This window comes from Rhizobium sp. BK538 (genome assembly GCF_014197575.1).
Lineage (GTDB): Bacteria > Pseudomonadota > Alphaproteobacteria > Rhizobiales > Rhizobiaceae > Rhizobium.
In genome coordinates this window covers 1-24,089 of record NZ_JACIFT010000017.1, presented here as the reverse complement: position 1 = coordinate 24,089, position 24,089 = coordinate 1, and the positions used below count along the sequence as shown (strand labels likewise).

Below are 24,089 nucleotides of genomic sequence, written 5' to 3'. Positions count from 1 at the left end.
CATGTGACGCAGGGCGCCACCGTGATCCTCCGTCACAGTCGAAACCAGATGGTCACGCCGATTTGCGGCCGGCTGTTTTCTTCGGAGCCGCAACCTTCGCGGCGCCATTTGCTTTTGGAGTGGAGGCGGCGCGCTTGCGCGACTTCACTTCCTTGCCATCCAGAGATGCGGCGGACCCTTCAAGCGCCTGGCGCTCGGCCCGGGCTTGCTCCCAATGTGCGAAATCTCGTCCCGCTGGCCGCCCTTCCTCTTCCCAAAGCGCATAGGCACGTTTCCTGATCCACTCTTCGCGCGTTTCTGTCATCGCCGATCTCCTCAGATAATGCCCGTGGTCTAACGCGACACTGGCGCCAGAGTTCCAGAGGAATGACGCTGATTCAAGCAATTTTTGACACGCTGCAAAAAGAAATTCTGCATTGCAGCATTCAGCCATTGAACAGCGCGCGCATTTTTGCTTCCCCGCGAACGATTTGACGCAAGAAAGGCGGGCCACTTCACGCCCATGGGTGCACAATTGAACGTCGCAGCTTTAGCGTTATAGTTCAATGCAATGTTTTATCTCATATCGACCTATTGGCCGCATATTCTATTCGTTGTTTCGCTCGCCATGGGCGCCGCGGCAGCGATCCACGCAGCCATGACCAAGGAGGAGGTGCGCGCTGCGATCGGCTGGGTCGGCGTGATCATCCTCTCGCCGATCATCGGCGCCGTACTCTATGCGCTCGCCGGCATCAATCGGATCCGCCGCGCTTCGCTCAGCCTTCGGCGCGATGCCCTGATCCCCGAAGCGGACCTCGATGAGCTGGAAAGCTTCGACGCCGACACCGATATCGTCATCAGCGGTTTCGGCCGTCGCTTCGCCGCCCTCCAGACGCTCGGTGACCGCGTCGCCCGCAATCCGCTCGCAACCGGCAACGCGATCGACATGCTGGAGACGGGCGACGACTGCTATGGCGCAATGAAGGCGGCGATCGACAGCGCCAAGCGGAGCGTTCTCCTTGAGACTTACATCTTTGACCGTGATCCAATCGGACTGAGGATAGCCGATTCCCTCATTGCCGCGGTTAAGCGGGGTGTCGAGGTACGCGTGCTGATCGATGCCGTCGGCGCCCGCTATTCCGTGCCGAGCATACTCGGTTACCTTGCCGATGGCGGCGTTACCGTCTCAGTCTTCAATGGAAACGTCATCATCGGGTTGCGTTTGCCCTATGCGAACCTGCGCACCCACCGCAAGATCCTCATTGCCGATGGCCGCATCGCGCTGACGGGCGGCATGAACATCCGGGCAGGTTTCACACGCGAAATGGCCGGAGAGAACTTCGCCCGCGACACCCATTTCAGCGTCACCGGGCCTGTTGTCGCCGATCTCCTCAACGTCGCGGCCGAGGACTGGCGCTTCACTACCGGAGAGATCCTGCAAGGGGAGGCATGGCGAACCGCGATGCCCGAACGGCAGCCCGGCGATCCCGTCTTCATCCGCGTCGTGGCCTCCGGGCCCGACAGAAGCATCGAGACGAACCACAAGATGCTGATGGGCGCCTTCTCCATTGCGCGCAAGTCGATCCGCATCATGTCCCCCTACTTCCTGCCGGACCGCGAGCTGATCAGTGCACTGGCGACAGCGGCACGACGTGGTGTCGAGGTTGATATCATCGTTCCGGCTGTCAACAACCTCGTTTTGGTCGACCGGGCGATGACCGCGCAATTCGATCAGATCCTCAGCAGCTATTGCCGCATCTGGCGCTCCAACGGCGCCTTCAGCCACTCCAAACTGCTGTCGATCGACGGGGTCTGGTCCTATGTCGGGTCGTCCAACCTCGATCCGAGATCGCTGCGGCTGAATTTCGAGATCGACCTGGAGGTGCTGAACGAAGGCTTTGCCAACGAAATCGACGAGCGTATCGACGAAGCCATCAAATCGGCTTCGCCGGTCACGCTGCAGGGGCTACGCGCGCGTCCTTTCGCAGTCCGGCTGATTGAGAAGGTCCTGTGGCTCGGATCGCCTTACTTGTAGCGGATTTCTGGGGTTATGACGTGGCAACTTCCAATGCCCGGCCTATAATCCGGTTAGAACCTCTTCGATCAACGGGGCGCCAGCAAACTCCGATGCATGCCAGAAAAGAAAGCCTGCCGGCCAAAATACTTGCGTCGATCCGCAATCGAAAAAAGCGGTTGGATGCGGCGCATTCGGAGGAAGAACCGCGCTCGGATGGCACTCTAATAGCTTCCTACAACGTCCACAAATGCGTCGGCAACGACCGGCGCTTCGACCCGGAACGCACCAGCCGCGTCATCCACGAAATCGATGCCGATGTGATCGCGCTGCAGGAAGCCGACACCCGATTTGGCGAGCGTACGGGCATTCTCGATCTTGGCAGATTGGAACGGGAGACCGGACTGATCCCGGTGCCGGTTAACGGCATGGCAAAGGCTCACGGCTGGCACGGCAATGTTGTGCTCTTCAAGAAGGGGTTGGTCCGCGATGTTCACCAGATCAACCTCCCTGGGCTGGAGCCGCGCGGCGCGCTTGTTGCCGAGCTTGATCTGGAGAGCGGCGGGGCCTTGCGCATCATCGCCGCCCATTTCGGCCTGCTTCGCCATTCGCGCGCGCAACAGGCCAAGATGCTGGTCGAGCTGATGGCCAGGAAGAGCGAGGTCCCGACCATCCTGCTCGGCGACCTCAATGAATGGCGACTTGGCGACCGTTCATCGTTGCACACGTTCCAGTCCGCGTTTGGTCCGCAGCCTATGGCAGTTCCAAGCTTTCCTGCACGACTTCCCGTGCTCGCTCTCGATCGTATCATGGCAAACCGCAAGGGCGTCGTGACAGCAGTCGAAGCCCACGACACGCCGCTCGCCCGCGTCGCTTCCGATCACCTGCCGGTCAAGGCAGTGGTCAATCTCAAGCGGGTGGAGGCGCTGAGCACGAAGAGCTAGCCTTCATCGACAATCTCAGCGCTGCCTTTTGTCTCCACATCGCACGGCACCGTCGTGATCGCGGTCGAAGCCTTGACACTGCCTGCGATCATGGCAGGTTTCTGCTCATCTCGACAGACACCTTGGACGAGGAGGTTGCGTGGTGCTTGTGGCCGGGGCTTTGCGACATGGGGCCGATGTGTTGCGTGGGCGTACATCGGCGGCGATTGCCGCCGCGATGACGAAAGGCAGGGTCGCGTGGTTGGCGACGGGCCTCGCCATCGCGCTTTTGCCGGCATCCGCCCGGGCCGAGGCCCCTCCGCCCCAGACTGCAGCCTCAAAGCAACAGATTGAGAAGCTCGTCGAAACGTGGAGGCAGTACTACCACAAAGCCGACAGCCTGCGCGACCGGCGGCAAGCCTTCGAAGACCTGATGGAATCCACTCCCGAGCCGACGCGCGTCCAAATCAGGTCCGTCGATGCCGGCGGTGTCGATGCGCAGCTCATCTGGCCGGCAAGACTGCATCATCCGCTCGGCCGGAGAGCCATTCTCTATGTTCACGGCGGCGGCTTTTACAGCGGTTCGCTGCGCACGCACCGAGCAATAGCCGGCGCGCTGGCCAAGGCAGCGTCAGCCGATGTGCTTCTCATCGACTACCGGCTCGCGCCCGACAACCCGTATCCCAATCAGATCGATGATACGTTGACCGCTTATCGGTGGCTGCTCGACTCCGGCTACGAGAACGACAACATCGTGCTCGTCGGTGAATCCGTCGGCGGGAACCTGGCGATTGAAGCCACGCTGCGGCAGATGCGAGTGAGGGGACCGCTACCCGCGGCCGTGGTTGCCATGAGCCCGCTCACCGACCTGGCCGCCACAGGCGCTTCTTTGATGGCGAACGCCAGCACCGATCCGCTGATCGACGCAGCTCAATTGGATCTCATACGCAAGGCCTATCTCGGAACACGCTCGCCCGCTGATCCCATGGTGTCGCCCCTTTACGGCGATATGACCGGGTTTCCGCCATTGCTTATGCAGGTCGGTTCGGGCGAGGCGCTTCTGGACGACACCTTGCGGTTGGCCGATACGGCCCGAAAGGCCGGCGTCGATGTCGAGACCGAGATCTGGCCCGGCATGATCCATCAGTGGCAGCTCTTCCCATTCTGGATCGATGACGCAAGAAAGTCGAACCAGCGCATTGCGGATTACGCGATCAAACATTTTGCTGACAAGCCACAACCGTAGTTTGCCCGATATCGGTACAACGGACGGCCATCGCGCCTTTCCAAGTAATTGATATAGCTATATATTTTTCCGATCGTCGAGCGAAGCAGCCGACCGCTTCGAAATTTGGCTGGCCCTTTCCACTTCGCTCGTCCTCCAGCACCGATCTGGTTCCGGCAAGGTTTTCGGTTCGTCCAGGCGCGCCGGCAGCCCCACTTTGCCTTTCGTGGTCGCAGGCGCGTAAGCTGGTTTCGCCTGCTTCTGAAACGAGTAGTCTGGCCATCTACCTTTGATGTGCCATCGCCACCCGTTCTTCTTTCGCCTGCTCGACGGTTCGATTCCGCGCGCTGGAAGCAGCCATATTCAAAGTTTGTCTGCCCCCATCAATCGAGATGCTGTGTAAGATTTCCCCATTCGAACCAGAGAGATCTTAGCTCAATCGGGCGGCGCTCGGGTCTCCTGGATGCCTTAGGGAACAGCATGGATCTGCAAAAAATCAAGACGCTACTTGACTTCGTCGGGCGTTCAGGTGTCTCGGAGCTGACGGTTAGGGAAGCCGGCACGACTATCATTGTCCGCAATCCACCGGCCTCGTCTCAACCCAGTCCAGCGACGCAATGGGAAAGTGCGCGGATCGCGCCGGCGGCACCGGAAGGACAGCCAGACCGGAGCTATGTTCACGCGCCACTGTCCGGCGTCGTGCACCAGTCCAACAGCCCCGGCGCCGCGCCGCTCGTCGCAGCCGGGGATGCCATCGAGGCGGGGCAGGCGCTCTGCATCGTCGAAGCCATGAAGGTCTTCACCACAGTTCCAGCGCCCTTCAGCGGGGTCGTCAAGCGCATTTTCTTCGAAGACGGGCAGGAAGTGAGCTTCGGCGATCCGCTCGTGGAGATCGGCTGATGCGCGCGCCCCTTCACGCCGCCCGGCAAGGCGGCCATTCCTTCACGTCCGTATTGATCGCCAATCGCGGCGAAATCGCCGCTCGCATCCGGCGCGCCTGCCTCGAACTGGGGCTGCGCCCGATCCTCGTCGCGTCCGAGGCCGACCGGACCACGGGTGCCCCGGGCGAAAAGGGCGGCCCGCTCTCGATCGGACCATCGGCGCCGGCGCGAAGCTATCTCAACCAGGCCGCCATCCTGCTTGCGGCGCGCGTCACGGGCGCCGAGGCAGTCCATCCGGGTTATGGGTTCTTGTCGGAAAATGCCGACTTTGCCGAGGCGGTCGAGAAGGCGGGACTGGTCTTCATAGGCCCGCCCGCTTCGGCGATCCGCATCATGGGCGACAAGATCGCTGCCAAGCGAGCGATGATGGCAGCCGGCGTGCCTTGCGTGCCTGGGCCGGGTGAGCCGCTGCCGGGGGATGCCGAGGCCGTGCGCGCCATCGCAGAAGAGATCGGCTATCCGGTCATCGTCAAGGCGGCCGGCGGCGGGGGCGGGCGCGGCATGCGCGTCGTGCGCGAGAGCGCCGAGGTCGCCGATGCGATCACCATCACCCGCGAAGAGGCGCGCCGCGCTTTCGGTAAGCCGGAGCTCTATATGGAGAAATTCCTGGAGCATCCGCGCCATGTCGAGTTCCAGGTGCTCTGTGACAATCACGGCAATGCCGTCTGGGTCGGTCATCGTGACTGCTCCATCCAACGGCGGCACCAGAAGGTTGTGGAGGAGGCGCCCGCGCCCGCCATTGCGCCGGAACTGGCGCAGAGGATCGGTGAGCGCTGTGCGGAGGCCTGCCGGCAGATCGGCTATCGCGGCGTCGGCACGTTCGAATTCCTTTACGAGCACGGTGAATTCTACTTCATAGAGATGAACACCCGCTTGCAAGTCGAGCACCCCGTCACGGAGATGACGGCTGGTGTCGACCTCGTGCACGAGCAGTTGCTAACAGCGCAGCGGGAGCTGCTCAGTCCGTCCCGCTTCCGCGGCGAGGCGCACGGCCATGCCTTCGAGTGCCGCATCAATGCGGAGGATCCCGCCACGTTCGTTGCCGCACCCGGACGCATTACAGCGGTGCGCTTCCCGAGCGGACCGGGAATTCGCGTCGATACGCATGTGTCAGCCGGATACCGCGTCTCTCCCTACTACGATTCCCTGATCGCCAAGCTGATCGTCCATGCACCAACCCGTGCGGCGGCGATCCGGCGCATGCAGGTCGCCTTGTCGGAAACTCGCATTGAGGGCATCTCCACCAACCTCCCGCTGCACGAGAGGATCTTCGCCGATGCCGATTTCGTCCGGGGCTGTGTCGATATCCATCATCTCGAAAAATGGCTGAGGGAGGAACCCCGTGTCCAGGCGTGACCGCTCGGCAGGCAGAAACACGATCGGCGATCTCTCCGATCCCGCTCTCATCTCCACGCTCACCGGGTGGCTGGAAGCCTCCGGCGCGCGCGAGCTGGAGATTCTCACGCAGGATGGCGGGGCGCTGAAGATTGTTCTTAGTCCCGGTGCGCGCTCAGCGCACGCCCTTGAAACCGCCCCGGAGGTGCGCGCAACCCTGCCCGAAGGCTGCGCTATCAAGGCGCCGATGGCCGGCTTCTTCCGCAGCACGCATCCTGGCGGCGCCGACGCTTCGCCGCTTGCCAGCGAGGGTCGGGCGGTCGAAGCAGGCGCCATTGTCGGCTTCGTCGAGGTTGGGCCACTGCTCTTGCCCGTCACCGCGCCCGAAGGGTTCGTCGTCGCCGAAATCCATGCCCGCACCGGAGACCTCGTCGGCTACGGCGATGCTATTCTGACGACGGAGTCCACCCGATGAACCTCCCGCAATCGACCACGTTCGCGTCACCCGCCTCAATCGTGCCGGACACAGACGCACTGGCGAAAATTTCCTTCATCGGCACGCGTGCCTTCCTCATGGAAGCGCCCGGCGCCTTCGACCTGCCGAACCAGCGGCGCATCTGGGCGCTCTCCCGCGCCCTCGAAGTTCGAGAGGAGGTCGCCGAAATCGTGCCGGGCATGACGAACCTGCTGGTGATCCTCAAGGAGACGCCGGAGACACCGGACATTATTGTTCACCAGCTTCAGGAGGAATGGAAGCGGGCACGCAGCGTCGACCTAGCCGGCCGGGACATCGAGATCGTCGTGACCTACGGCGGCGAACATGCGACGGACCTGCCGGCGCTGTGCGACCTTTCCGGCCTCAGCGACCGCGAGGTCGTGCGTATCCATCACGAAGGCACCTACCGCGTCTTCGCCCTCGGCAGTGCACCGGGCTTCGGCTATCTCTACGGGCTCGATCCGCGCATCCATATGCCGCGCAAGACCGTACCCTCGCTCAGCATGGCGCGAGGCTGCGTGACGATCGGCGGCATGCAGACGGGCGTTGCGGTGCTGACGGGACCGAATGGCTGGAATTCCATCGGCTTTGCCGAACTCCAGATGTTCGACCCTCTCGCGGCCACGCCGGCCATGATGGCCCCTGGCGACACTGTGCGTTTCCGTCCCGAAAGGATCGAATTGTGATCGATATCGTCGCAACAGGGCCGCTGAATACCATCCAGGACCTTGGCCGTCCGGGCTATCGCAATATCGGGGTTACGGCGTGCGGCGCGATGGATCCACTTGCGCTTTTGATCGGCAATATCCTCGTCGGCAATGCGCCAGAGGCTGCGGGCATCGAAGTACAGACCTTTCCTTTCAGCGTGCGCTTTGCCGCGCGAAGTGCTTTCGCCGTCACCGGCGCGGATTGCCGGGCGACGCTCGACGGGATCAACCTGCCGCCCTGGTGGGCTGCGCAAGCCAAGGCCGGTCAGGTATTGGAACTGTCGCCACCGCTCAAGGAGGCAAGAGCCTATCTCAGCCTTGCCGGTGGTATGGATGTTGCGCCTGTGATGGGCTCGCGGAGCACGTCGCTGCGCGGCGGTTTTGGCGGTCTTAACGGCAGGGTTCTTGCAACAGGCGACAAGGTTGCAACGGGCGCGGCGGCGGGAGCCTGTCTTCCAAAGGGCGGATTCGGCGTCGTTCCTCCGGCGGTGGCGTTGAAGGACGCCTTTCCCGTCGGTGAGGGCGGCTCGTTCATGATCCGCGCCCTGCCAGCGGGTGAGCATGATCTTTTCGGCGCCGATGTTGAGCGCTTCTGGAGCCAGCCCTGGAAGATCTCGGCGCGCAGCGACCGGACCGGTTATCGGCTAAGCGGCGATCCGATCCATCCGGTGGAGACGGTGGAGATGCGCTCGCACGGCGTGGTTCCCGGCGTCGTCCAGGTGCCACCGGCAGGTGAGCCGATCGTCCAGATGAGCGACGCCAATACGGCGGGCGGCTATCCGAAGATCGCGGGTGTCATCGAGGCCGATCTCTGGCGACTGGGGCAAGCGCGCATCGGCTCGATGCTGCGTTTCGTACCGGCCACGCATGCGGAAGCGAAGGCCATTGAGGGGGCGCTTGCCGCCTATATCGAGGACGTCAGGCAGACCGCCCGGCTGGTCAGCCAGGCGCTTAGCGCGATGGCATAGGGAGAATTTCATGAAGGTGGATCTCAATTCCGACATGGGCGAGGGTTTCGGTCCCTACCGGCTCTGCGACGACGAGGCGATGATGGATATCGTCACTTCCGCGAACATCGCCTGCGGCTTCCACGCCGGCGATCCCGAAACGATGGCGCGTATGGTGCGCCTTGCACGGGAGAGGGGAGTGGATGTAGGCGCGCATCCGGGCTTGCCCGACCGGCAGGGTTTCGGCCGCCGCGAACTCCCCTTCGGCCCTGACGAGCTGCGCCAGCAGCTGCTCTACCAGCTCGGCGCGCTGATCGCGATCGCCAAGGCAGAGGGTGTGACGGTTTCCCATCTCAGCTTCCACGCTGCGATGGGAAACATGGTCAACCGTGACCCGGTGCTCGCTGCCGCAATGATGGCGGCGATCCGTACGGTCGACCCCGATCTTATCGTTTTTGGCACGGCCGGCAGCATCATCGAGCGCGCCGCGATTGAGGCCGGGCTGAAAACGCTGACCCTCTTCCTTGCCGACCGCGCCTATGACGCGGAAGGAAAGCTCGTGCCGCGCGGCCAACTGGGCGCACTTGTCAAGGACGAGGCCGCAGTGCGCACCCGCGTGCGGCAATTCCTCCTCGACGGTACTGTCACCGCCATCGACGGAGCCGTCATTCCCATGCGCGCGCGTTCCATCCTCGTGCACAGCGATACGCCGGGCTCGCTCGACCTCGCTCGCACCGTCCGCAGCGAGATCGAGGCGGCCGGCGGTGCGGTGACGCCTGTTTCCAAGCTCCTGTGATGAATGCCATCGCCAATCCCTCATCCGTTTCATCGAAAGCAACGATCATGCCCGCCATTGCCGACCGTCTGAAGAACGTTTCCGTTTCCGCCTCCGCCGCCATGACGCAGCGCGCCCGCGACCTTGCGGCAAAAGGTATCAAGGTCATCAGCCTTTCCTCCGGCGAACCCGATTTCGCAACGCCAGCCAATGCCATCGAAGCGGCCCATGCGGCGGCCCTTGCCGGAGATACGAAATATCCGCCGCTCGACGGCACGCCGGCGCTTCGCCAAGCCATCGCCCGCAAGTTCAAGCGGGACAACAATCTTGATTACGATCCCTTTGAGATCGTCGTTGCCGGCGGCGGCAAGCAGATCATCTTCAATGCCGTGATGGCCACCTGCAACCCGGGCGACGAGGTCGTTATCCCATCGCCCTCCTGGATCAGCTATGCGGATATCGTGAAGTTAGCCGGCGGCATACCAGTGCCGGTCGATTGCCCACAACAGAACGGGTTCAAGCTGCGTGCCGACGATCTCGATGCGGCGATTACCCCGCGCACAAAATGGCTGTTCCTCAACTTCCCGAACAACCCGACGGGCGCTGCCTGCTCGCGGGCGGAGATGAAGGCCATCGCAGAGGTAATGCTCAAGCACCCACATGTCTGGATCATGACCGACGACATGTACGAGCACCTCATCTATGACGGTTTCGAATTCTGCACCATTGCAGAGGTCGAACCACGTCTCAAGGATCGCGTACTGACGGTCAACGGCGCCTCAAAGGCCTATGCTATGACCGGCTGGCGGCTCGGCTTCTGTGGCGGGCCAAAGGACCTCATAAAGGCGATCAGCAATGTCAACGGCCAAAACAGTGGCGGTACGTCGACCATCACCCAGGCCGCTGTCGCAGCTGTGCTTGACGGTCCACAGGACCTGCTCAGGGAACGGGCGGCGATCTACCGGGAGAGGCGCGACTTCGTCGTCGCCCGGCTTGGCGAGATCGAGGGCATCCGCTGCCACAAGCCCGAAGGGGCGTTCTACGTCTTCCCGAACATCGCCGAACTCATCGGCCGCACGAGCAGCGGCGGGCGAAAGATCGAGACAGACACCGATTTCGTGCTGGCGCTGCTCGACGAGCATCACGTGACGACCGTGCAGGGCGCAGCCTATGGCATGAGCCCTTTCTTCCGTATTTCCTATGCCACGAGCATGCAACAGCTGGACGAGGCCTGCGGACGCATCGCCGAATTCTGCTCTGGCCTGCGCTAACCTTGCCCCTTGAGGCGTGCGGTAAGGTCCATGAGGATCGACCGCACGGCAAGCGCAGGCTCCGACAGCTCGCTCTGGTCGGAAACGCACAGCGACAGTGCTTCCTCAATCTTCGGCGCGATCATGCGCGAGACAAGCGGTTCGGAAGATTCCGCGATGATCCGCTCGACGATGGCGCGTGGCATGATGGTCGCGCCGACGCCGCCTGAAACCGCCCGCGCCAATGTGCGGACAACTTCCACTTCCGCCACGACGTTGAGGGAGACGCGGGCGCGAGTGAAGGCGAGATCGATGGCGCGGCGCACAAAATTGTAAGGCGGCGGCAGGAGAAGCGGCAGGTCGTTGAGCGCGCTCACCGGCAGCGGCGCCTCGCCTGGCTCGATGCGGAAATCGCGGTGGGCGACGAGACGGAACTCCTCGACGAAAACGGGCTCGAAGCGCACACCCTTGATCGGCCCCGTGCCGTGGATCAACGCCATTTCCAGCCGACCGTTCATGATCATCTGGCTGTAGGTCTGCCCGACGCTTTCGGTGAGGTGCAGCAGGATGCCGGGATGGCGTTTGCGCGTTTCAGTAAGGAGATCGACGGAGAGCGTCGCCGCGCTCGAAAAGGGCACGAGGCCGACCGAGACGCGCCCGACGAGCGTCGAGCCGGCAGCCTTCACGTCGGCTTGCGCCTGCTCCATCTGACGCAGGACGATCTGAGCATGGCGGTAGACGGCCTTGCCGGGCTCCGTCATGGAGACGCCCTGCTGACTGCGGATCAGGAGCTTCTGTCCAAAGTGCTCCTCCAGCGCGGCAAGCTGCTGGCTGAGTGCGGGCTGGGCGATGTGCAAAACGTCGGCGGCACGCGTAATGCTGCCGGTGTCGACGATGACGATGAAGGACTTGAGACGCCTGGTATCCATATGCGAGCCTGTCTTGTTTGGCCTCGCATGTTACAGGCCGAAGAGGCGGCGGCAAGCCCATAAGCCTTGCTTATCCATCCAGATTCAAACGGTCTTATCCAGAGCCGGAAAGCTTCGCTACTCTCTTTTCCAGCAACAGGGGAACTCCAATGTCATTTTCCGATTACAAAACGGCACTCGTGACCGGAGCATCCTCGGGGATCGGTGCCGCGGTCGTTGAACGGCTCCGGCGCGAGAACCTCGAAGTGCATGCAGTGGCCCGCAGCGCAAAGGCGCTCCAGGACCTGGCCGAGCGCACTGGCTGCATTCCCCACGCCATCGACGTCACCGATCGCGCCGCGCTCGCCAAACTCGCCGGCGAAGTGGACTTCGACATCCTGGTAAACAATGCCGGCGTCGATCGGCCGAAGAAGTTCCTCGAAGCGGAGGATGGCGACATCGACCTCCTGGTCGACGTCAACCTGCGTGCGGTCCTCCATCTGTGCCGGTTGATCGTCCCGGGCATGGCTGCGCGCGACCGCGGCCATGTCATCAACATTTCGTCGATTGCCGGCATCTACAATTTCGGCGGCAACTCCACTTATCACGCGACCAAGGCCGGCGTCAGCATGCTGTCGAACCAGTTGCGGATCGATACGTTCGGCAAGCGGGTTCGAGTAACGGAGATCTGCCCCGGCCGTGTTGCAACCGACATCTTCAGCCACGTGCACGGCAATGATCCGTCGGTACGGGAACGCTTCATCGACGGTTTCGAGCTACCGCAGGCCTCTGACATTGCTGACGCCATCGCCTTCGCGATTGCAGCGCCCATTGCCGTCAACATCGGTCACATGGAAATCACGCCGACGCTCCAGGTGATGGGCGGCCTGCAGACGGCGCGCCCACAGGCCAAGGAGCCGCAGCCGTGAAGGGCTTCGATCTCGCCGACATCCTCGCCAATCCGGAATATGTTGCCATGCTCGCGCATGGCATTGAGATGACCTTCGTCATCGCCATCTCATCCTGGCTGCTGGCGATGAGCCTTGCGCTGCTGCTGCTCGCCATCCGTTTTGCGCCAGGCCGCATCGGCAATTCCGTCGTGGCCGCCTACGTTTCCTATCACCGCAACGTGCCGACGCTTGTGCAATTGATGCTCTGGTATTTCGGCATCTACACGATCTTGCCTTCAGGACTGTCCGACTGGCTTTCGGCCCATTCGGCGGAGGTGATCTTCGCGATCATCGGACTCGGCCTCTGCCAGGCCGCCTATTTCAGCGAGGACCTGCGTTCGGGCCTGCGCTCGGTCAATCCGGGCCAGATGGAAGCGGCGCGCGCCCTCGGCCACGGTTACGTCTCGGCCATGCGCTTCGTGCTGATCCCGCAGGGTGTGCGCAACGCGCTGCCAGCCCTCGTCAACCACAGCGTTTCGCTCTTCAAGAACAGCAGCCTTGCCATCGTGATCGGGGCCCCGGAACTCAGTCATGCCATCAAGGAGATCGAAAATCTCAGCTTCCGTACCTTCGAGATCTACCTGATCGGCACGCTCCTCTACCTCTTCTTCTCCCTGATGATCATGACCGCCGGCGCCTACGTCACTTGGCGGGCCGATCCTGCGAATGGAGCCAGACGATGATCCACGACCTGATCGCCATCATCGACGAATACTGGCTGCTGCTCCTCATTGGGCAATATCCGAACGGACCACTCGGCGGCCTTGCCAATACACTGATCCTCTCGGCCTTGAGCATCGCAATCGCCTTTCCGTTCGCCATCCTGCTCGCCTTCGCGCGCCTTTCGACGTATCGGACGCTGCGTTTGCCGGTGACGATACTGGTCTATGTGACACGCGGCGTGCCTCTATTGATGCTGGTGCTGTGGAGCTATTTTCTCGTGCCGCTGCTGACGGGCGCCGACGTGCCGAGCTTCTTCACCATGTTGGCCACCCTCGTTGTCTACCAGGGCGCGTTCCTCAGCGAAATCATCCGCGCCGGCATCCTCGCTCTCGGGCAGGGCCAGATGGATGCGGCCCGCGCCCTCGGCCACAGCTACTTCGGCGCGATGCGCTACGTCATCCTGCCGCAGGCGCTCTACAACATGATCCCGAGCATGCTGTCGACCTTCGTGGCGACGATCAAGGACACGACACTCGGCTACGTCATCAATGTGCCGGACCTCACCTTCGCTGCCAGCCAGGTCAACAACCAGCTCCTCACGCAGCCCTTCCAGGTCTTCCTCATCCTCGCGTTGACCTACTACCTGATCTGTTGGTCGCTCACCTCGCTCACCAATGTCATCGAGCGGCGGATCACGCGCCGGCGCGCGGGACTTGCCCCCAAGCGTCGTGGCCAACTTGCGATTTCCCTGACACCCAATGCGACGGAGCAGCCATGACCGCTTCACTATCCACATCCGGGAAGGATCAGACGATCCGGCTTGCCGATGTCCGCAAGAGCTACGGCGACTATGACGTGCTGAAAGGGATCGACGCTGCGGTTTCGCGCGGCGAAGTGGTCGTCATCTGCGGCCCGTCGGGTTCGGGCAAGTCAACGCTGATCCGCACAGTGAACCGGCTGGAGGAGATCAACAGCGGCTCGATCTTCTTCGAGGGGCAGGACATCCACGCGCCGATGAGCGGCCGGGAGCTGAACCGCCTGCGCAGCCGCATCGGTTTTGTCTTCCAGAGCTTCAACCTCTTCCCGCATCTTTCTGCGGTCGACAACATCGCCATGTCGCCGATCCGCGTGAAGGGCATAGCGCCCGCGCAGGCGCATGAAAAGGCGCTAAAGCTCCTCGAGCGTGTCGGCCTTCGCGAAAAGGCGGACTCCTATCCGGCACAACTCTCCGGCGGCCAGCAGCAGCGTGTAGCGATTGCCCGCGCGCTCGCGATGGAACCACCCGTCATGCTCTTCGACGAGCCGACCAGCGCGCTCGACCCGGAAATGGTTGGCGAGGTTCTGAGTGTGATGAAGTCGCTGGCGGCCGAAGGCATGACCATGATGTGCGTCACGCACGAAATGGGTTTTGCCCGCGATGTCGCTGACCGCATCTGGTTCATCGACGGCGGCCAGATCATCGAGACGGCCACCCCAGAGGAATTTTTCAAAAGCCCGAAGCATCCCCGCGCGCAGCGGTTCCTCGCAGACCTGCGTCACTAATACCAACCACAAAGGAGAACAGTTATGAAGTGCAGGCATCTCATCGTCTCGGCAACAGTCGCGGCGGCAGCGCTCGCCGGCCCGGTCAAGGCCGACCAGCTCAACGACATCATGACGAACAAGACGCTGCGTTGCGCGACCTTCGCGGACGTGCCGCCATTCGCTTCACCAGATGCGAAAACGCGCGAAATGGCAGGCTTCGACGTCGATTTGTGCGGCGCGATTGCCCGCGAACTTGGTGTGAAGGCCGAGATCAAGCCAGTTTCGGTCGAAGCCCGCGTTCCGGAAGTCAAGCTGGGTCGCGTCGATATCACCGTGGCCAATCTCGCCTATACCAAGAGCCGCGCCGAGCAGATCCAGTTCAGCGATCCCTATTACCTCGCCAAGGAAATGCTGATCGTTCCGGCAGATGACCCCGGCAAATCGAAGTCCGACTATGTCGGGCAGCGCATCGCATCCACCAAGGGCTCGACCTCGGAAATGTCCATCAAGCTCAACAAGTCCGAACCGCTGACGTTCCAGGATACCGCCTCGGCCTATCTCGCCGCCCAGCAGGGCAAGGCGCGCGGCATGGTCGCCAACACCATGACGACAACCAAGCTGGTCAATGAGTCGAAGACCAAGGGCAAGGCGATGCGCATGATCCCCGAACCCATGCTGTTTCAGCCGATCGGCATCGGCATGGCAAAGGACCAGCCGGCGCTGACGGCCAAGATCAACGAGGTGCTCCACAAACTTGATGACAGCGGCGAGATCAACAAGATCTGGGACAAATGGCTTGGCCCAGACACCGAATACAAGATGACCCGCACGGACAAAGTCGCGCCGCTCTCCGAGCTGAAGTTCGACCCGATTCCCTGATGGGGAAGGGCCCACGTAGCTGCTCGTTTTCCGAAATGGATTGAACAACTTCAACGGCGGGCTCCGTGCCCGCCGCTACTACCAACCGTGGGAAAAATCATGACGCATATCAAGAAAATGCCCGTCCGCCCGTCCACCGCCGAAATCGAAGCGCTCGCCAAATTCTCGCCGGCAACCATTCACGAGGCGCAGGGGCGCCGCGGGGCGCTCTCCTCGCGCATCAAGCCGGTCGACTATCGTATGAAGCTATGCGGCCCAGCGTTCACCGTGCGCTGCGCGCCGCGCGACAACATCATGCTTCAACTCGCGATCAATTATGCACAGCCCGGGGATATCATCGTCGTCTCGGCGGGTGAATATGAGGAGGCGGGCTCCTTCGGGGACGTGCTCGCCAATGCCTGCCTTGCAAAGGGCATCGGCGGGCTGGTGACCGACAGTGGCGTGCGCGACACGCTCCAACTGCGCGAGCTCGGCTTTCCGGTCTTTTCGCTCAGCGTCTGCATCAAGGGGACCGTCAAGGAGACCCTGGCGTCCACCAACGATCCTATCGTCGTTGGCGGAGAGCTCATCCATCCCGGCGACATCATCGTGGGCGATGCCGACGGACTGGTCGTCGTCCGGCAGGAGGAGGCACTCGAAGTGGCCCGGCTTTCCCAGGCGCGCGAAGAAGCCGAGGCAAAATACATCGCCGCCTACAAGGCAGGCAAATCGGTCATCGAAGTCAGCAAGCTGGAGCCGGTGCTGAAGGCAAAGGGCCTTATCGTCGAGGCGTAGCCGGCGAACCTCGGGGACTGTCAAAGGACATATCATGAGCAAAATCGAGCTGTTGCAGGTCGGCCCTTATCCCGCATGGGACGAGGAACGGTTGAATGCGACCTTCACCATGCACCGCTATTTCGAAGCTCCGGACAAGGCAGCGTTCCTTGCCGCGCACGGCGCCGGCATCCGTGGCATTGCCACGCGCGGCGAGCTTGGAGCCAACCGCGCCATGATCGAGGCGCTGCCGAAGCTGGAGATCATCTCGGTCTACGGCGTCGGCTTCGACGCGGTAGACCTTGCAGCGGCGCGCGAACGCAACATCCGCGTCACAAACACGCCAGATGTGCTCACCAAGGACGTCGCCGATCTCGGCGTCGCCATGTTGCTTGCACAGGCACGCGGCATGGTCGGCGGCGAAAGTTGGGTCAAGAGCGGCGACTGGGCGAGGAAGGGCCTTTATCCACTGAAGACCCGCGTGCACGGCAAACGCGTTGGTATCCTCGGCCTTGGCCGGATCGGCTTCGAGGTGGCAAAACGTCTCGCTGGTTTCGAGATGGACATCGCCTACAGCGATACCAGCCCGAAGGACTACGCAAAGGACTGGACCTTCATCGCCGATCCGGTGGAACTTGCCGCCCGTTCCGATTTCCTCTTCGTCACGCTCGCCGCCTGCGCCGAGACGCGCCACATCGTCGGCCGCAAGGTGATCGAGGCGCTTGGGGACCAGGGGATGTTGATCAATATCTCGCGCGCCTCTAACATCGACGAAGAGGCGCTGCTCGATGCACTCGAAAAGAAGACGCTGGGTTCGGCCGCGCTCGACGTCTTCGACGGCGAGCCGAACCTGAACCCGCGCTTCCTCGCGCTCGACAGCGTGCTGTTACAGCCACATATGGCCTCCGGCACGGTTGAGACCCGCAGGGCGATGGGGGCACTGGTCTTCGACAACCTGTCGGCCCATTTCCAGGGTCGGCCGCTACCAACCCCGGTTCTGTGAGGGCCACGATGAAAACGATCGTCATCCATGCGGCCAAAGACCTCCGCATCGAGGACCGGGAGCCAGAAAATCCCGGTCTCGGCGAGGTGGAGGTCCGCCTTGCCGCCGGCGGAATCTGCGGCTCGGACCTGCACTACTACAACCATGGCGGCTTCGGCACGGTGCGCCTGAAGGAGCCGATGATCCTTGGCCATGAGGTTGCCGGCCATGTCGCTGCCGTGGGTGAAGGCGTTTCCGATCTTGCCATCGGCGACCTCGTTGCCGTCTCGCCGTCGCGCCCCTGCGGCACGTGCGAGTATTGTCTGAAGGGTCTTGCGAACCATTGCTTCAATATGCGCTTCTATGGCTCGGCCATGCCATTCCCGCATATCCAGGGTGCCTTCCGTGAACGGCTCGTTGCCAAGGCCAGTCAGTGTGTGAAGGCGCACGGCCTTAGCGCCGGGGAGGCGGCGATGGCCGAGCCGCTCTCCGTGACGCTGCACGCCACACGCCGCGCAGGCGAGATGCTTGGCAAGCGCGTGCTCGTCACCGGCTGCGGACCGATCGGTACGTTGTCGATCCTCGCTGCCCGCCGGGCGGGCGCCGGCGAGATCGTCGCGGCCGACTTGTCGGGACGAGCGCTCGATTTTGCCCGCAAGGTCGGCGCGGACCGCACGGTCAACCTGTCGGAAGACCGGGAGGGCCTTGCCGGCTACAGTCAAAACAAGGGTTATTTCGATGTCCTTTACGAATGCTCCGGCGCCGCGCCGGCCCTGGTCGCCGGCATCCAGGCTCTGCGCCCACGCGGCGTGATCGTCCAACTCGGCCTCGGCGGTGAAATGAGCCTTCCGATGATGGCAATCACGGCGAAGGAACTGGACCTGCGCGGCTCCTTCCGCTTCCATGAGGAATTTTCGGTCGCCGTCAGGCTGATGCAGGCCGGTCTGATTGACGTCAAACCGCTGATCACCCATACCCTGTCGCTTTCCGATGCCTTGAAGGCCTTCGAGATTGCCTCGGACAAGGGGCAGTCGATGAAGACGCAAATCGCATTCGCTTAAGGAAGGGCACATGAGCATTCAACTCTTCGACTTGACGGGCAGGCGGGCTCTCGTCACCGGCTCCTCGCAGGGCATCGGCTATGAACTGGCAAAAGGTCTTGGGGAGGCTGGCGCAGAGATCATCCTCAACGGCCGCGACGAGGCGAAGCTGAAGGCGGCGGCCGAAAGCCTCGGCGTGAAGCACACGCTCGCCTTCGACGCCACGGATCATGAGGCCGTGCGCAAGGCCGTCGATGGCTTCGAGGCGGAGGTCGGCGCCATCGACATCCTCGTCAACAATGCCGGCATGCAGCACCGCACGCCGCTGGAAGATTTTCCAGCCGACGCCTTCGAACGGTTGCTGAAGACCAACATCTCCACGGTTTTCAATGTCGGCCAAGCCGTCGCGCGCCACATGATCAAACGCGGCGCCGGCAAGATCATCAATATCGCCAGCGTCCAAACCGCGCTTGCCCGCCCCGGCATCGCGCCCTATACGGCGACGAAGGGTGCCGTCGGCAATTTGACCAAGGGCATGGCGACCGACTGGGCAAAATACGGTCTGCAATGCAATGCGATCGCCCCCGGCTATTTCGACACGCCGCTGAACGCCGCTCTCGTCGCCGATCCGACCTTCTCGGCCTGGCTGGAAAAGCGCACGCCGGCCGGCCGCTGGGGCAAGATAGAGGAACTGGTCGGCGCCTGCATCTTCCTCTCCTGCGACGCCTCCTCCTTCGTGAACGGACATGTGCTTTATGTCGACGGCGGCATCACAGCCTCGCTCTGAGGCGTTCCGGCGCATTGTGGTCATGGGCGTCGCGGGTTCGGGAAAATCCGCCGTGGGCGTGGCGCTTGCCGCTCGCCTGAGCGCCACCTACCTTGAGGGCGACGATCTGCATCCGTCCGAAAACTTCGCCAAAATGAGCCGGGCGAGCCGCTGACGGACGAGGACCGTGAGCCATGGTCCCTCGTTGGCCAAAGGTTCGCCGCACCGGACGGTATCCTCATCGTCGGCTGTTCGGTGTTAAAGCGTCGCTACCGTGACCATATATGCGCGCAAGCGCATGGACCTGTCATCTTCATCCACCTCGCCGGCAGACAAGAGCTGATCGCCGCCCGCATGGGCGCCCGCTCCGGCCACTTCAGTCAGTTCGCAGCTCTCGAACCGCCCGAGGCGGACGAAAACTCGCAATCACCGTCGGCATCGACAATGCGATCGAAACGGTTGTTGCCCTCGATGGGCATAGGCTACATGGCGACGGCGCTCTGGACAGCAGAACTCTAAGGGGCGAGACACCCAGTTTCCGTTGTCCATATTGGCTCGAGAAAGTTTGGAGCCGCGGCGGCCTTGCGTTCGCCTTGCGGTGGCGGGAAGCCTGGGGCGGCAACATTCGTTCTATACCGAACCGGGAATGCACTTGACCCTCTGCATGGGAGGTTTCCACGTTATAGTTGTGAGGCATCATCAGATTTCCTACACGCCAGAAATGACTCGTTAACCATACTCGGCCTAGCTTCGCATCTATAAGCTGCATGACGCGCGAATCGCGGTTTGCTATCCAATCACCAGTTTTATTTTCTTGGTTACGATGACCTCAATTTTAACGAATGGTTCAGCGTCGATTGCGCTCCAAGCGCTGCGTAAAATCAACTCAGACATGCAAGGAACCCAGAGGCGGGTGTCCTCGGGACTTCGCATCGATGGTGCTTCGGACAATGCGGCTTACTGGGCGATCGCAACCACGATGAGGTCAGACCTTAAGGCGGTTTCTGCGGTTTCTGATGCTTTGGGAACGGGCGCGGCGAAGGTAGACACCGCTTACGCGGGAATGACGGCAGTGACGGATGTCCTCGCAGAATTTAAGGCGAAGCTGGTGACAGCGACGGAAGCTGGCGTCGATAAAACCAAGGTTCAGGCCGACCTGGATCAATTGAAGCAAACGGTTTGGGGCATCGCGCATTCTGCGAGTTTCAATGGTGAGAACTGGCTCAGCTCCAACATAGAAGATATCAACGATAGCGATCTCGACGTCGAAACAGTAGTGTCCGCATTTGTCCGCGATGCGTCCGGTAATGTTTCCGTAAAGACCACCACGGCCCATCTCGCCGAAATAGCACTCTTCAACAGCACGGGCGGCGGACTCTTGGAGGCCGATACCCGTAAACTAAAGACCCTTGGAGGAATAAGAGACTTCGACACGTTCATGGACAACGATGGCGAAATCTGGATGAGCGAAGTCAACAGCTCCCTTGGTACTTCCGCAGCCATTGAATATACATTTTCCGGACCGCTCACGTTCGGGGCTTCAGATAACATTTCCTTCAACGTAACGGTCGACAAAGACAATTCAGCTGAGGTGCCGCCGCCGCATAACACCGGCGCGACCTATCCGCCCGTCGAGATTACGAGAGCGACCGTCGACGCCTACAACCCAGCCCTGAATGGCAAGATATCGACGTTTCAGCAGTACATCGCAGTCCTGAATATTGCACTCGATGCGTCGGGCGCACAGGCAACGGCTCGCACGGTACCCAAGTGGGATGCGGCGATGAAAACATGGATCGCCGACCCCGATAAAATCGCCATATGGACTGACGAGACGTCTGGTCTTGATGGCTCCTACGTTGAGATCAGCAACTTCAGCAGCACGGTCGGATCGGGTGGGATAGGCAATGCCTCAGCGTTCGGCACGCGCGGGTCGGAACTGCCGATCACTTTTGTACCCTTCGAGGTTTACAAGGATGGCGACAACCTCGATGGAGTCGAGGTCTTCTTCAGCTTCAACGTGAACGGGCAGGCCCCGACGAGCTCCTCCTTCAATCGGGCCTACGTAAACAATCTTCTGGGAAAGGACACGGGCAAGGTGGAGACGCCAACGGAGATGGTAACGCTGCTCAAAAGCCTCGTGTCAGCCGATTGGCCTGATGTAATCATCGAAGAGACGGGCGGCAACGGCATTTCCATCCGGTCAGACAACAATGTTGATCGCCTCTCAGGAACGAAATCATACATCGGCTTCACTAATATATCGGTCAGTATCGAGCCAATCTCTGATCTCGACTTCATGGAGATCGATATCGTCGCCAATCCGCAGATGCTGGACGTCTATTTGAGCTATACGGACCTAGTGTTCTCCGACGTTGTGTCTGCGGCCAGCGTTCTAGGTTCCCTTCAAAAGCGCATCGATATCCAAGCCGCCTTCGCACATGGGCTCGCGGCCAACCTCAATACAGGAGTCGGTCGCTTGGTTGACGCCGATATGGAAGAAGAGTCATCGCGGCTGGCTGCGTTGCAGACTCAGCAGCAACTCGCGTTGCAATCCCTTTCGATTGGGAATGGCTCTCCGAAGAGCGTGCTGCAGCTGTTTCAATAGCAAGATAGCAGGATGGAGCACGTTGCGGGATACAAGCGGCCATGGTTAGCACGGGCAGTACGCCAACGCTTCTCTTTCCTCGTGGCCGCTTTCTAGCTCAAGGTAAGTGCCGGATAGCGTTTTTAAGTGTCCGGTTAGTCGCCGACGAAATCTGCGACGCGTGGCTCAGGCCAGCTTTGTTCCTGCGAGAAATGTCCCGAGATCGCACTTTCTTTTGCGCCCAACGCTTGCGCCCTTGCCAAGTTATGCTCAGCGTCCGATCGCATTGCGGCGATCGAGCCGTATCCACCGCAGGCGGCGCAGTTCCTAGCGACAGTGTCTGCTCCAGCGTACCGGTTTAGATGGGCCTCCAAAGGCAATGCCGCAGGTGTAGTGGTGGCCAAGCGGTCAGCGTGGCAAGGTCATGCCTTTTGAAAATACTGGTAACGAACTCGGGACTAAGCAGTCGCCTGATATCAAGCACGCCGAGGGAAGAACAAGGGCGTAGTCAACGGCGGGGCTGAAGAATTCACAAATGGACCGACACCTACTCATCCTCAGCGAAATCTACTGATGAGATGTCCACGTTCCATTCAAAATCCTTGGGCGAAGGTTTGTCTGGCAAGGTCTCCAAGCCTCTATACTGATTGAGCGCCCAGCATGTCCCGTAAACGCCATGCGGCTCAATGATCTTGTAGCTGCTGAGATAGTCGGAGTAAGCTTCAATGCTGAAGCCTGGGCGCTTCGCGACCAATCGGAAGCGTACTACGTTGACATACTGGTCGGAGCCGTTGAACAACTGAACGAAAACTGGCTTGGCAGGGTCGAGGCAGCCTTGGGTGCCGGTGCTCGTGCCAACAACCAAGCTCGCGGAGTTGTTGCGGTCGGATTGCTGGAAGTAAACATAAACCCCGACGCCAGCGCCGACAAAAATGACCGCAATCAGCGCAATCAACGTGGGGCGGGGAAACAGGAAGAAAAAAACTAACAAGATTGCGACCGCGACTATCATGAAGATCATCGGCGGGTTCCATTTGTTTCATGAGCTAAAGCAGGCACCGATGACGGGCAAGGCTGGTTCGAGACCGATCTCATTTAATCTTCTTACTCAATCATTTGTGGCAATCAAACCACTTCCAAGTTGCCGCCTCTTTGATTTCTAGGACGTACCAACCTTATGCGGAACACCAGGTTCTGACCGCCTGCCACCGCCCGGTGATACTGTTGGATCTTCGTAGGAGCCCGTCGGCTTGCCTTGGATGGAGAGAACGCTCTTCAAGAGCCGAGAATAAGGGACTTTCATTGATTTGCATGTGTACGGTCCTTGAGCGCTGCTGCCGCATTTTGATGCAATTCAGGTAGTTGGCAATGGAAATTACGGGATCCACGAGCTGTTGTGTGGGTGATCACAAATGCCGCCCCCCTGCAGCCGCGTCGTTGCGCTTCCGTCGAATCTGCTGATGCAGAGCCCACAACGCAGCTCGCTCTACCAGTCTGTTCAACCAGGGTGGCCCCGGCTGAGTGTTTCTTAGGAATCCGCAAAATCGTCTACGTGGCTGGGCGAGGAGGAGCCGACGCCGCAAATCTGGTTTCTTCGCTCACAACGCTGCCATCGGCCGCCAAGACCGCGATCCATACTCGATTTCCGAGGCGAACTGTCAGGCGTGTCTTTCCGATGTCCGCTTCCTGACCGATTTCGACCCTGCTACGAACGAGACCCTGCGCCATGTAACGTCGAAAGGCTGCCAGCGACAGTCCAAACCGGCCCGCCAGATAGGATGCATCGACAGTCAGCTCGTCGAGATCAACTTGGCCCTTGATGGTCATGCCTGCCGCTCCATGGGACTAGAATGAAAACAACTCCGCCATGTCAGGCGACCAAGGCGGGTCGTAGACAAGCCGGACTTGTGCCTTGCTTACCTGCTCCAAACGCCCCCAGCCGGATCTTTACCGCCTCGGTGAGAAAACCGGAAGCAAGACAGAAGCGGGTGGTTGTTGTCATTTCCACGATAACGAAGCCGTCCTCTGAAATCGAGATGTCGTAGATCAGCCCGAGGTCGACGATCGAGGTTGCGACCTCGGGATCTTCGATTTCTCGAAGTGCATCAAGGACGGCGTCACGAGTGAGGCTAGGCCCGCACATCGGCGCCCGGATCGAGGGAGGCAAACGTATCCATTATTAGCTGGAAGGGCATCCCGCCATCACGCAGTATCTGTCGAACATCGAGTTCACGAAGCTGAACCATTGGCGTTTCCTCTGTGGTTAGCGGCGAAGAATAGCGCCGGCTGTTGAAATGGTGCTCTTTTGGTGGCTGCTTCCACGTTTGCAAGCGCGCGTGCAAGCAAGGCGCCGAAGCTGATCGCGTTCGAATCCGTCTATTCGATGGACGGCGATATCGCGCCGATCAAGGAGATTTGCGATCTCGCCGACAAGTACGGCGCGAT

The 24,089-nt window shown here is 61.1% G+C and carries 24 protein-coding genes and 4 pseudogenes; 22 read left to right on the top strand and 6 right to left on the bottom strand.

Annotation, left to right across the window (positions count from 1 at the left end; all coding sequences use genetic code 11):
* Nucleotides 1–52: 52 nt before the first annotated feature.
* A complete protein-coding gene (locus FHX09_RS20805) occupies nucleotides 53–304 on the bottom strand; it encodes a DUF2934 domain-containing protein (RefSeq protein ID WP_132588199.1) in 252 nt (83 codons plus the stop codon).
* A 246-nt stretch (nucleotides 305–550) separates the two neighbouring features.
* On the opposite strand from FHX09_RS20805, the gene FHX09_RS20800 reads away from it, so the two are divergent.
* The 10 genes from FHX09_RS20800 (at nucleotide 551) to FHX09_RS20755 (ending at nucleotide 10,613) form a co-directional block, all read left to right on the top strand.
* Nucleotides 551–2,014: a phospholipase D-like domain-containing protein gene (locus FHX09_RS20800; protein WP_183718646.1), complete on the top strand. Its 1,464-nt coding sequence runs from the start codon at nucleotides 551–553 to the stop codon at nucleotides 2,012–2,014.
* A gap of 92 nt (nucleotides 2,015–2,106) precedes the next feature.
* Nucleotides 2,107–2,937, top strand: coding sequence for an endonuclease/exonuclease/phosphatase family protein (locus tag FHX09_RS20795; RefSeq protein ID WP_183718648.1), 831 nt, complete (start codon nucleotides 2,107–2,109; stop codon nucleotides 2,935–2,937).
* A gap of 139 nt (nucleotides 2,938–3,076) precedes the next feature.
* The gene (locus FHX09_RS20790) at nucleotides 3,077–4,162 is read left to right on the top strand and encodes an alpha/beta hydrolase (protein ID WP_245505398.1); all 1,086 of its coding nucleotides are present in this window, start codon (nucleotides 3,077–3,079) and stop codon (nucleotides 4,160–4,162) included.
* A gap of 459 nt (nucleotides 4,163–4,621) precedes the next feature.
* Nucleotides 4,622–5,041 (top strand): acetyl-CoA carboxylase biotin carboxyl carrier protein subunit, encoded by a 420-nt coding sequence (locus FHX09_RS20785; RefSeq protein ID WP_183718650.1) that lies wholly within the window; start codon nucleotides 4,622–4,624, stop codon nucleotides 5,039–5,041.
* Nucleotides 5,041–6,438: an acetyl-CoA carboxylase biotin carboxylase subunit gene (locus tag FHX09_RS20780; RefSeq protein ID WP_184450565.1), complete on the top strand. Its 1,398-nt coding sequence runs from the start codon at nucleotides 5,041–5,043 to the stop codon at nucleotides 6,436–6,438. The genes FHX09_RS20785 and FHX09_RS20780 overlap by 1 nt, the downstream gene beginning before the upstream one ends.
* Nucleotides 6,425–6,892, top strand: a complete 468-nt coding sequence (locus FHX09_RS20775; RefSeq protein ID WP_132588195.1) for an acetyl-CoA carboxylase biotin carboxyl carrier protein subunit — start codon at nucleotides 6,425–6,427, stop codon at nucleotides 6,890–6,892. The genes FHX09_RS20780 and FHX09_RS20775 overlap by 14 nt, the downstream gene beginning before the upstream one ends.
* Nucleotides 6,889–7,599 (top strand): 5-oxoprolinase subunit PxpB, encoded by a 711-nt coding sequence (gene pxpB / locus FHX09_RS20770; RefSeq protein ID WP_132588194.1) that lies wholly within the window; start codon nucleotides 6,889–6,891, stop codon nucleotides 7,597–7,599. Before FHX09_RS20775 ends, pxpB begins: the two co-directional genes overlap by 4 nt.
* Nucleotides 7,596–8,588, top strand: a complete 993-nt coding sequence (locus tag FHX09_RS20765) for a biotin-dependent carboxyltransferase family protein (protein ID WP_132588193.1) — start codon at nucleotides 7,596–7,598, stop codon at nucleotides 8,586–8,588. Before pxpB ends, FHX09_RS20765 begins: the two co-directional genes overlap by 4 nt.
* Nucleotides 8,589–8,598: 10 nt before the next feature.
* Complete coding sequence (locus FHX09_RS20760) at nucleotides 8,599–9,363, top strand: 5-oxoprolinase subunit PxpA (protein WP_183718654.1); 765 nt, start codon at nucleotides 8,599–8,601, stop codon at nucleotides 9,361–9,363.
* 47 nt (nucleotides 9,364–9,410) lie between these two features.
* Nucleotides 9,411–10,613 carry a pyridoxal phosphate-dependent aminotransferase gene (locus FHX09_RS20755; protein ID WP_183718656.1) on the top strand — a complete coding sequence of 401 codons (1,203 nt, stop codon included), beginning with the start codon at nucleotides 9,411–9,413 and terminating at the stop codon, nucleotides 10,611–10,613.
* Here the strand turns inward: FHX09_RS20755 and nac are convergent.
* Nucleotides 10,610–11,521 carry a nitrogen assimilation transcriptional regulator NAC gene (gene nac, locus FHX09_RS20750; protein ID WP_183718658.1) on the bottom strand — a complete coding sequence of 304 codons (912 nt, stop codon included), beginning with the start codon at nucleotides 11,519–11,521 and terminating at the stop codon, nucleotides 10,610–10,612. The two genes, FHX09_RS20755 and nac, sit on opposite strands and share 4 nt — an antisense overlap.
* A gap of 149 nt (nucleotides 11,522–11,670) precedes the next feature.
* Here nac and FHX09_RS20745 point away from each other — a divergent pair, with 149 nt between their 5' ends.
* From FHX09_RS20745 to FHX09_RS20695, 11 genes and pseudogenes are all read left to right on the top strand, one after another.
* Nucleotides 11,671–12,429: an SDR family oxidoreductase gene (locus FHX09_RS20745; protein WP_007795100.1), complete on the top strand. Its 759-nt coding sequence runs from the start codon at nucleotides 11,671–11,673 to the stop codon at nucleotides 12,427–12,429.
* Nucleotides 12,426–13,133, top strand: coding sequence for an amino acid ABC transporter permease (locus FHX09_RS20740; protein ID WP_132588189.1), 708 nt, complete (start codon nucleotides 12,426–12,428; stop codon nucleotides 13,131–13,133). The genes FHX09_RS20745 and FHX09_RS20740 overlap by 4 nt, the downstream gene beginning before the upstream one ends.
* Nucleotides 13,130–13,891, top strand: a complete 762-nt coding sequence (locus FHX09_RS20735; RefSeq protein WP_132588188.1) for an amino acid ABC transporter permease — start codon at nucleotides 13,130–13,132, stop codon at nucleotides 13,889–13,891. The genes FHX09_RS20740 and FHX09_RS20735 overlap by 4 nt, the downstream gene beginning before the upstream one ends.
* A complete protein-coding gene (locus FHX09_RS20730) occupies nucleotides 13,888–14,655 on the top strand; it encodes an amino acid ABC transporter ATP-binding protein (RefSeq protein WP_132588187.1) in 768 nt (255 codons plus the stop codon). Before FHX09_RS20735 ends, FHX09_RS20730 begins: the two co-directional genes overlap by 4 nt.
* Nucleotides 14,656–14,766: 111 nt before the next feature.
* On the top strand, nucleotides 14,767–15,516 hold the full coding sequence (locus FHX09_RS20725; protein ID WP_245505405.1) for an ABC transporter substrate-binding protein: 750 nt from the start codon (nucleotides 14,767–14,769) through the stop codon (nucleotides 15,514–15,516).
* Nucleotides 15,517–15,615: 99 nt separating this feature from the next.
* Nucleotides 15,616–16,290, top strand: coding sequence for a 4-carboxy-4-hydroxy-2-oxoadipate aldolase/oxaloacetate decarboxylase (locus tag FHX09_RS20720; protein WP_184450564.1), 675 nt, complete (start codon nucleotides 15,616–15,618; stop codon nucleotides 16,288–16,290).
* Nucleotides 16,291–16,324: 34 nt separating this feature from the next.
* Nucleotides 16,325–17,272, top strand: coding sequence for a 2-hydroxyacid dehydrogenase (locus FHX09_RS20715; RefSeq protein ID WP_184450563.1), 948 nt, complete (start codon nucleotides 16,325–16,327; stop codon nucleotides 17,270–17,272).
* Between the two features lie 8 nt (nucleotides 17,273–17,280).
* Complete coding sequence (locus FHX09_RS20710) at nucleotides 17,281–18,312, top strand: L-idonate 5-dehydrogenase (RefSeq protein ID WP_132588183.1); 1,032 nt, start codon at nucleotides 17,281–17,283, stop codon at nucleotides 18,310–18,312.
* Between the two features lie 10 nt (nucleotides 18,313–18,322).
* On the top strand, nucleotides 18,323–19,078 hold the full coding sequence (locus FHX09_RS20705) for an SDR family oxidoreductase (RefSeq protein ID WP_184450562.1): 756 nt from the start codon (nucleotides 18,323–18,325) through the stop codon (nucleotides 19,076–19,078).
* Nucleotides 19,047–19,521: pseudogene (locus tag FHX09_RS20700) on the top strand (gluconokinase, GntK/IdnK-type); the annotation flags it as partial. The gene FHX09_RS20705 and the pseudogene FHX09_RS20700, both read left to right, overlap by 32 nt.
* A gap of 359 nt (nucleotides 19,522–19,880) precedes the next feature.
* The gene (locus FHX09_RS20695; RefSeq protein ID WP_184450561.1) at nucleotides 19,881–21,665 is read left to right on the top strand and encodes a flagellin; all 1,785 of its coding nucleotides are present in this window, start codon (nucleotides 19,881–19,883) and stop codon (nucleotides 21,663–21,665) included.
* Nucleotides 21,666–22,191: 526 nt separating this feature from the next.
* Here the strand turns inward: FHX09_RS20695 and FHX09_RS20690 are convergent.
* From FHX09_RS20690 to FHX09_RS20675, 4 genes and pseudogenes are all read right to left on the bottom strand, one after another.
* Nucleotides 22,192–22,665, bottom strand: a complete 474-nt coding sequence (locus FHX09_RS20690; RefSeq protein ID WP_132588181.1) for a hypothetical protein — start codon at nucleotides 22,663–22,665, stop codon at nucleotides 22,192–22,194.
* A 527-nt stretch (nucleotides 22,666–23,192) separates the two neighbouring features.
* Nucleotides 23,193–23,471, bottom strand: coding sequence for a DUF6522 family protein (locus FHX09_RS20685; protein ID WP_132588180.1), 279 nt, complete (start codon nucleotides 23,469–23,471; stop codon nucleotides 23,193–23,195).
* 18 nt (nucleotides 23,472–23,489) lie between these two features.
* A pseudogene (locus FHX09_RS20680) lies at nucleotides 23,490–23,787 on the bottom strand (metal-sulfur cluster assembly factor).
* A gap of 7 nt (nucleotides 23,788–23,794) precedes the next feature.
* Nucleotides 23,795–23,890: pseudogene (locus FHX09_RS20675) on the bottom strand (universal stress protein); the annotation flags it as partial.
* A gap of 98 nt (nucleotides 23,891–23,988) precedes the next feature.
* Here FHX09_RS20675 and FHX09_RS20670 point away from each other — a divergent pair.
* Nucleotides 23,989–24,089, top strand: a pseudogene (locus FHX09_RS20670) (aminotransferase class I/II-fold pyridoxal phosphate-dependent enzyme); the annotation flags it as partial.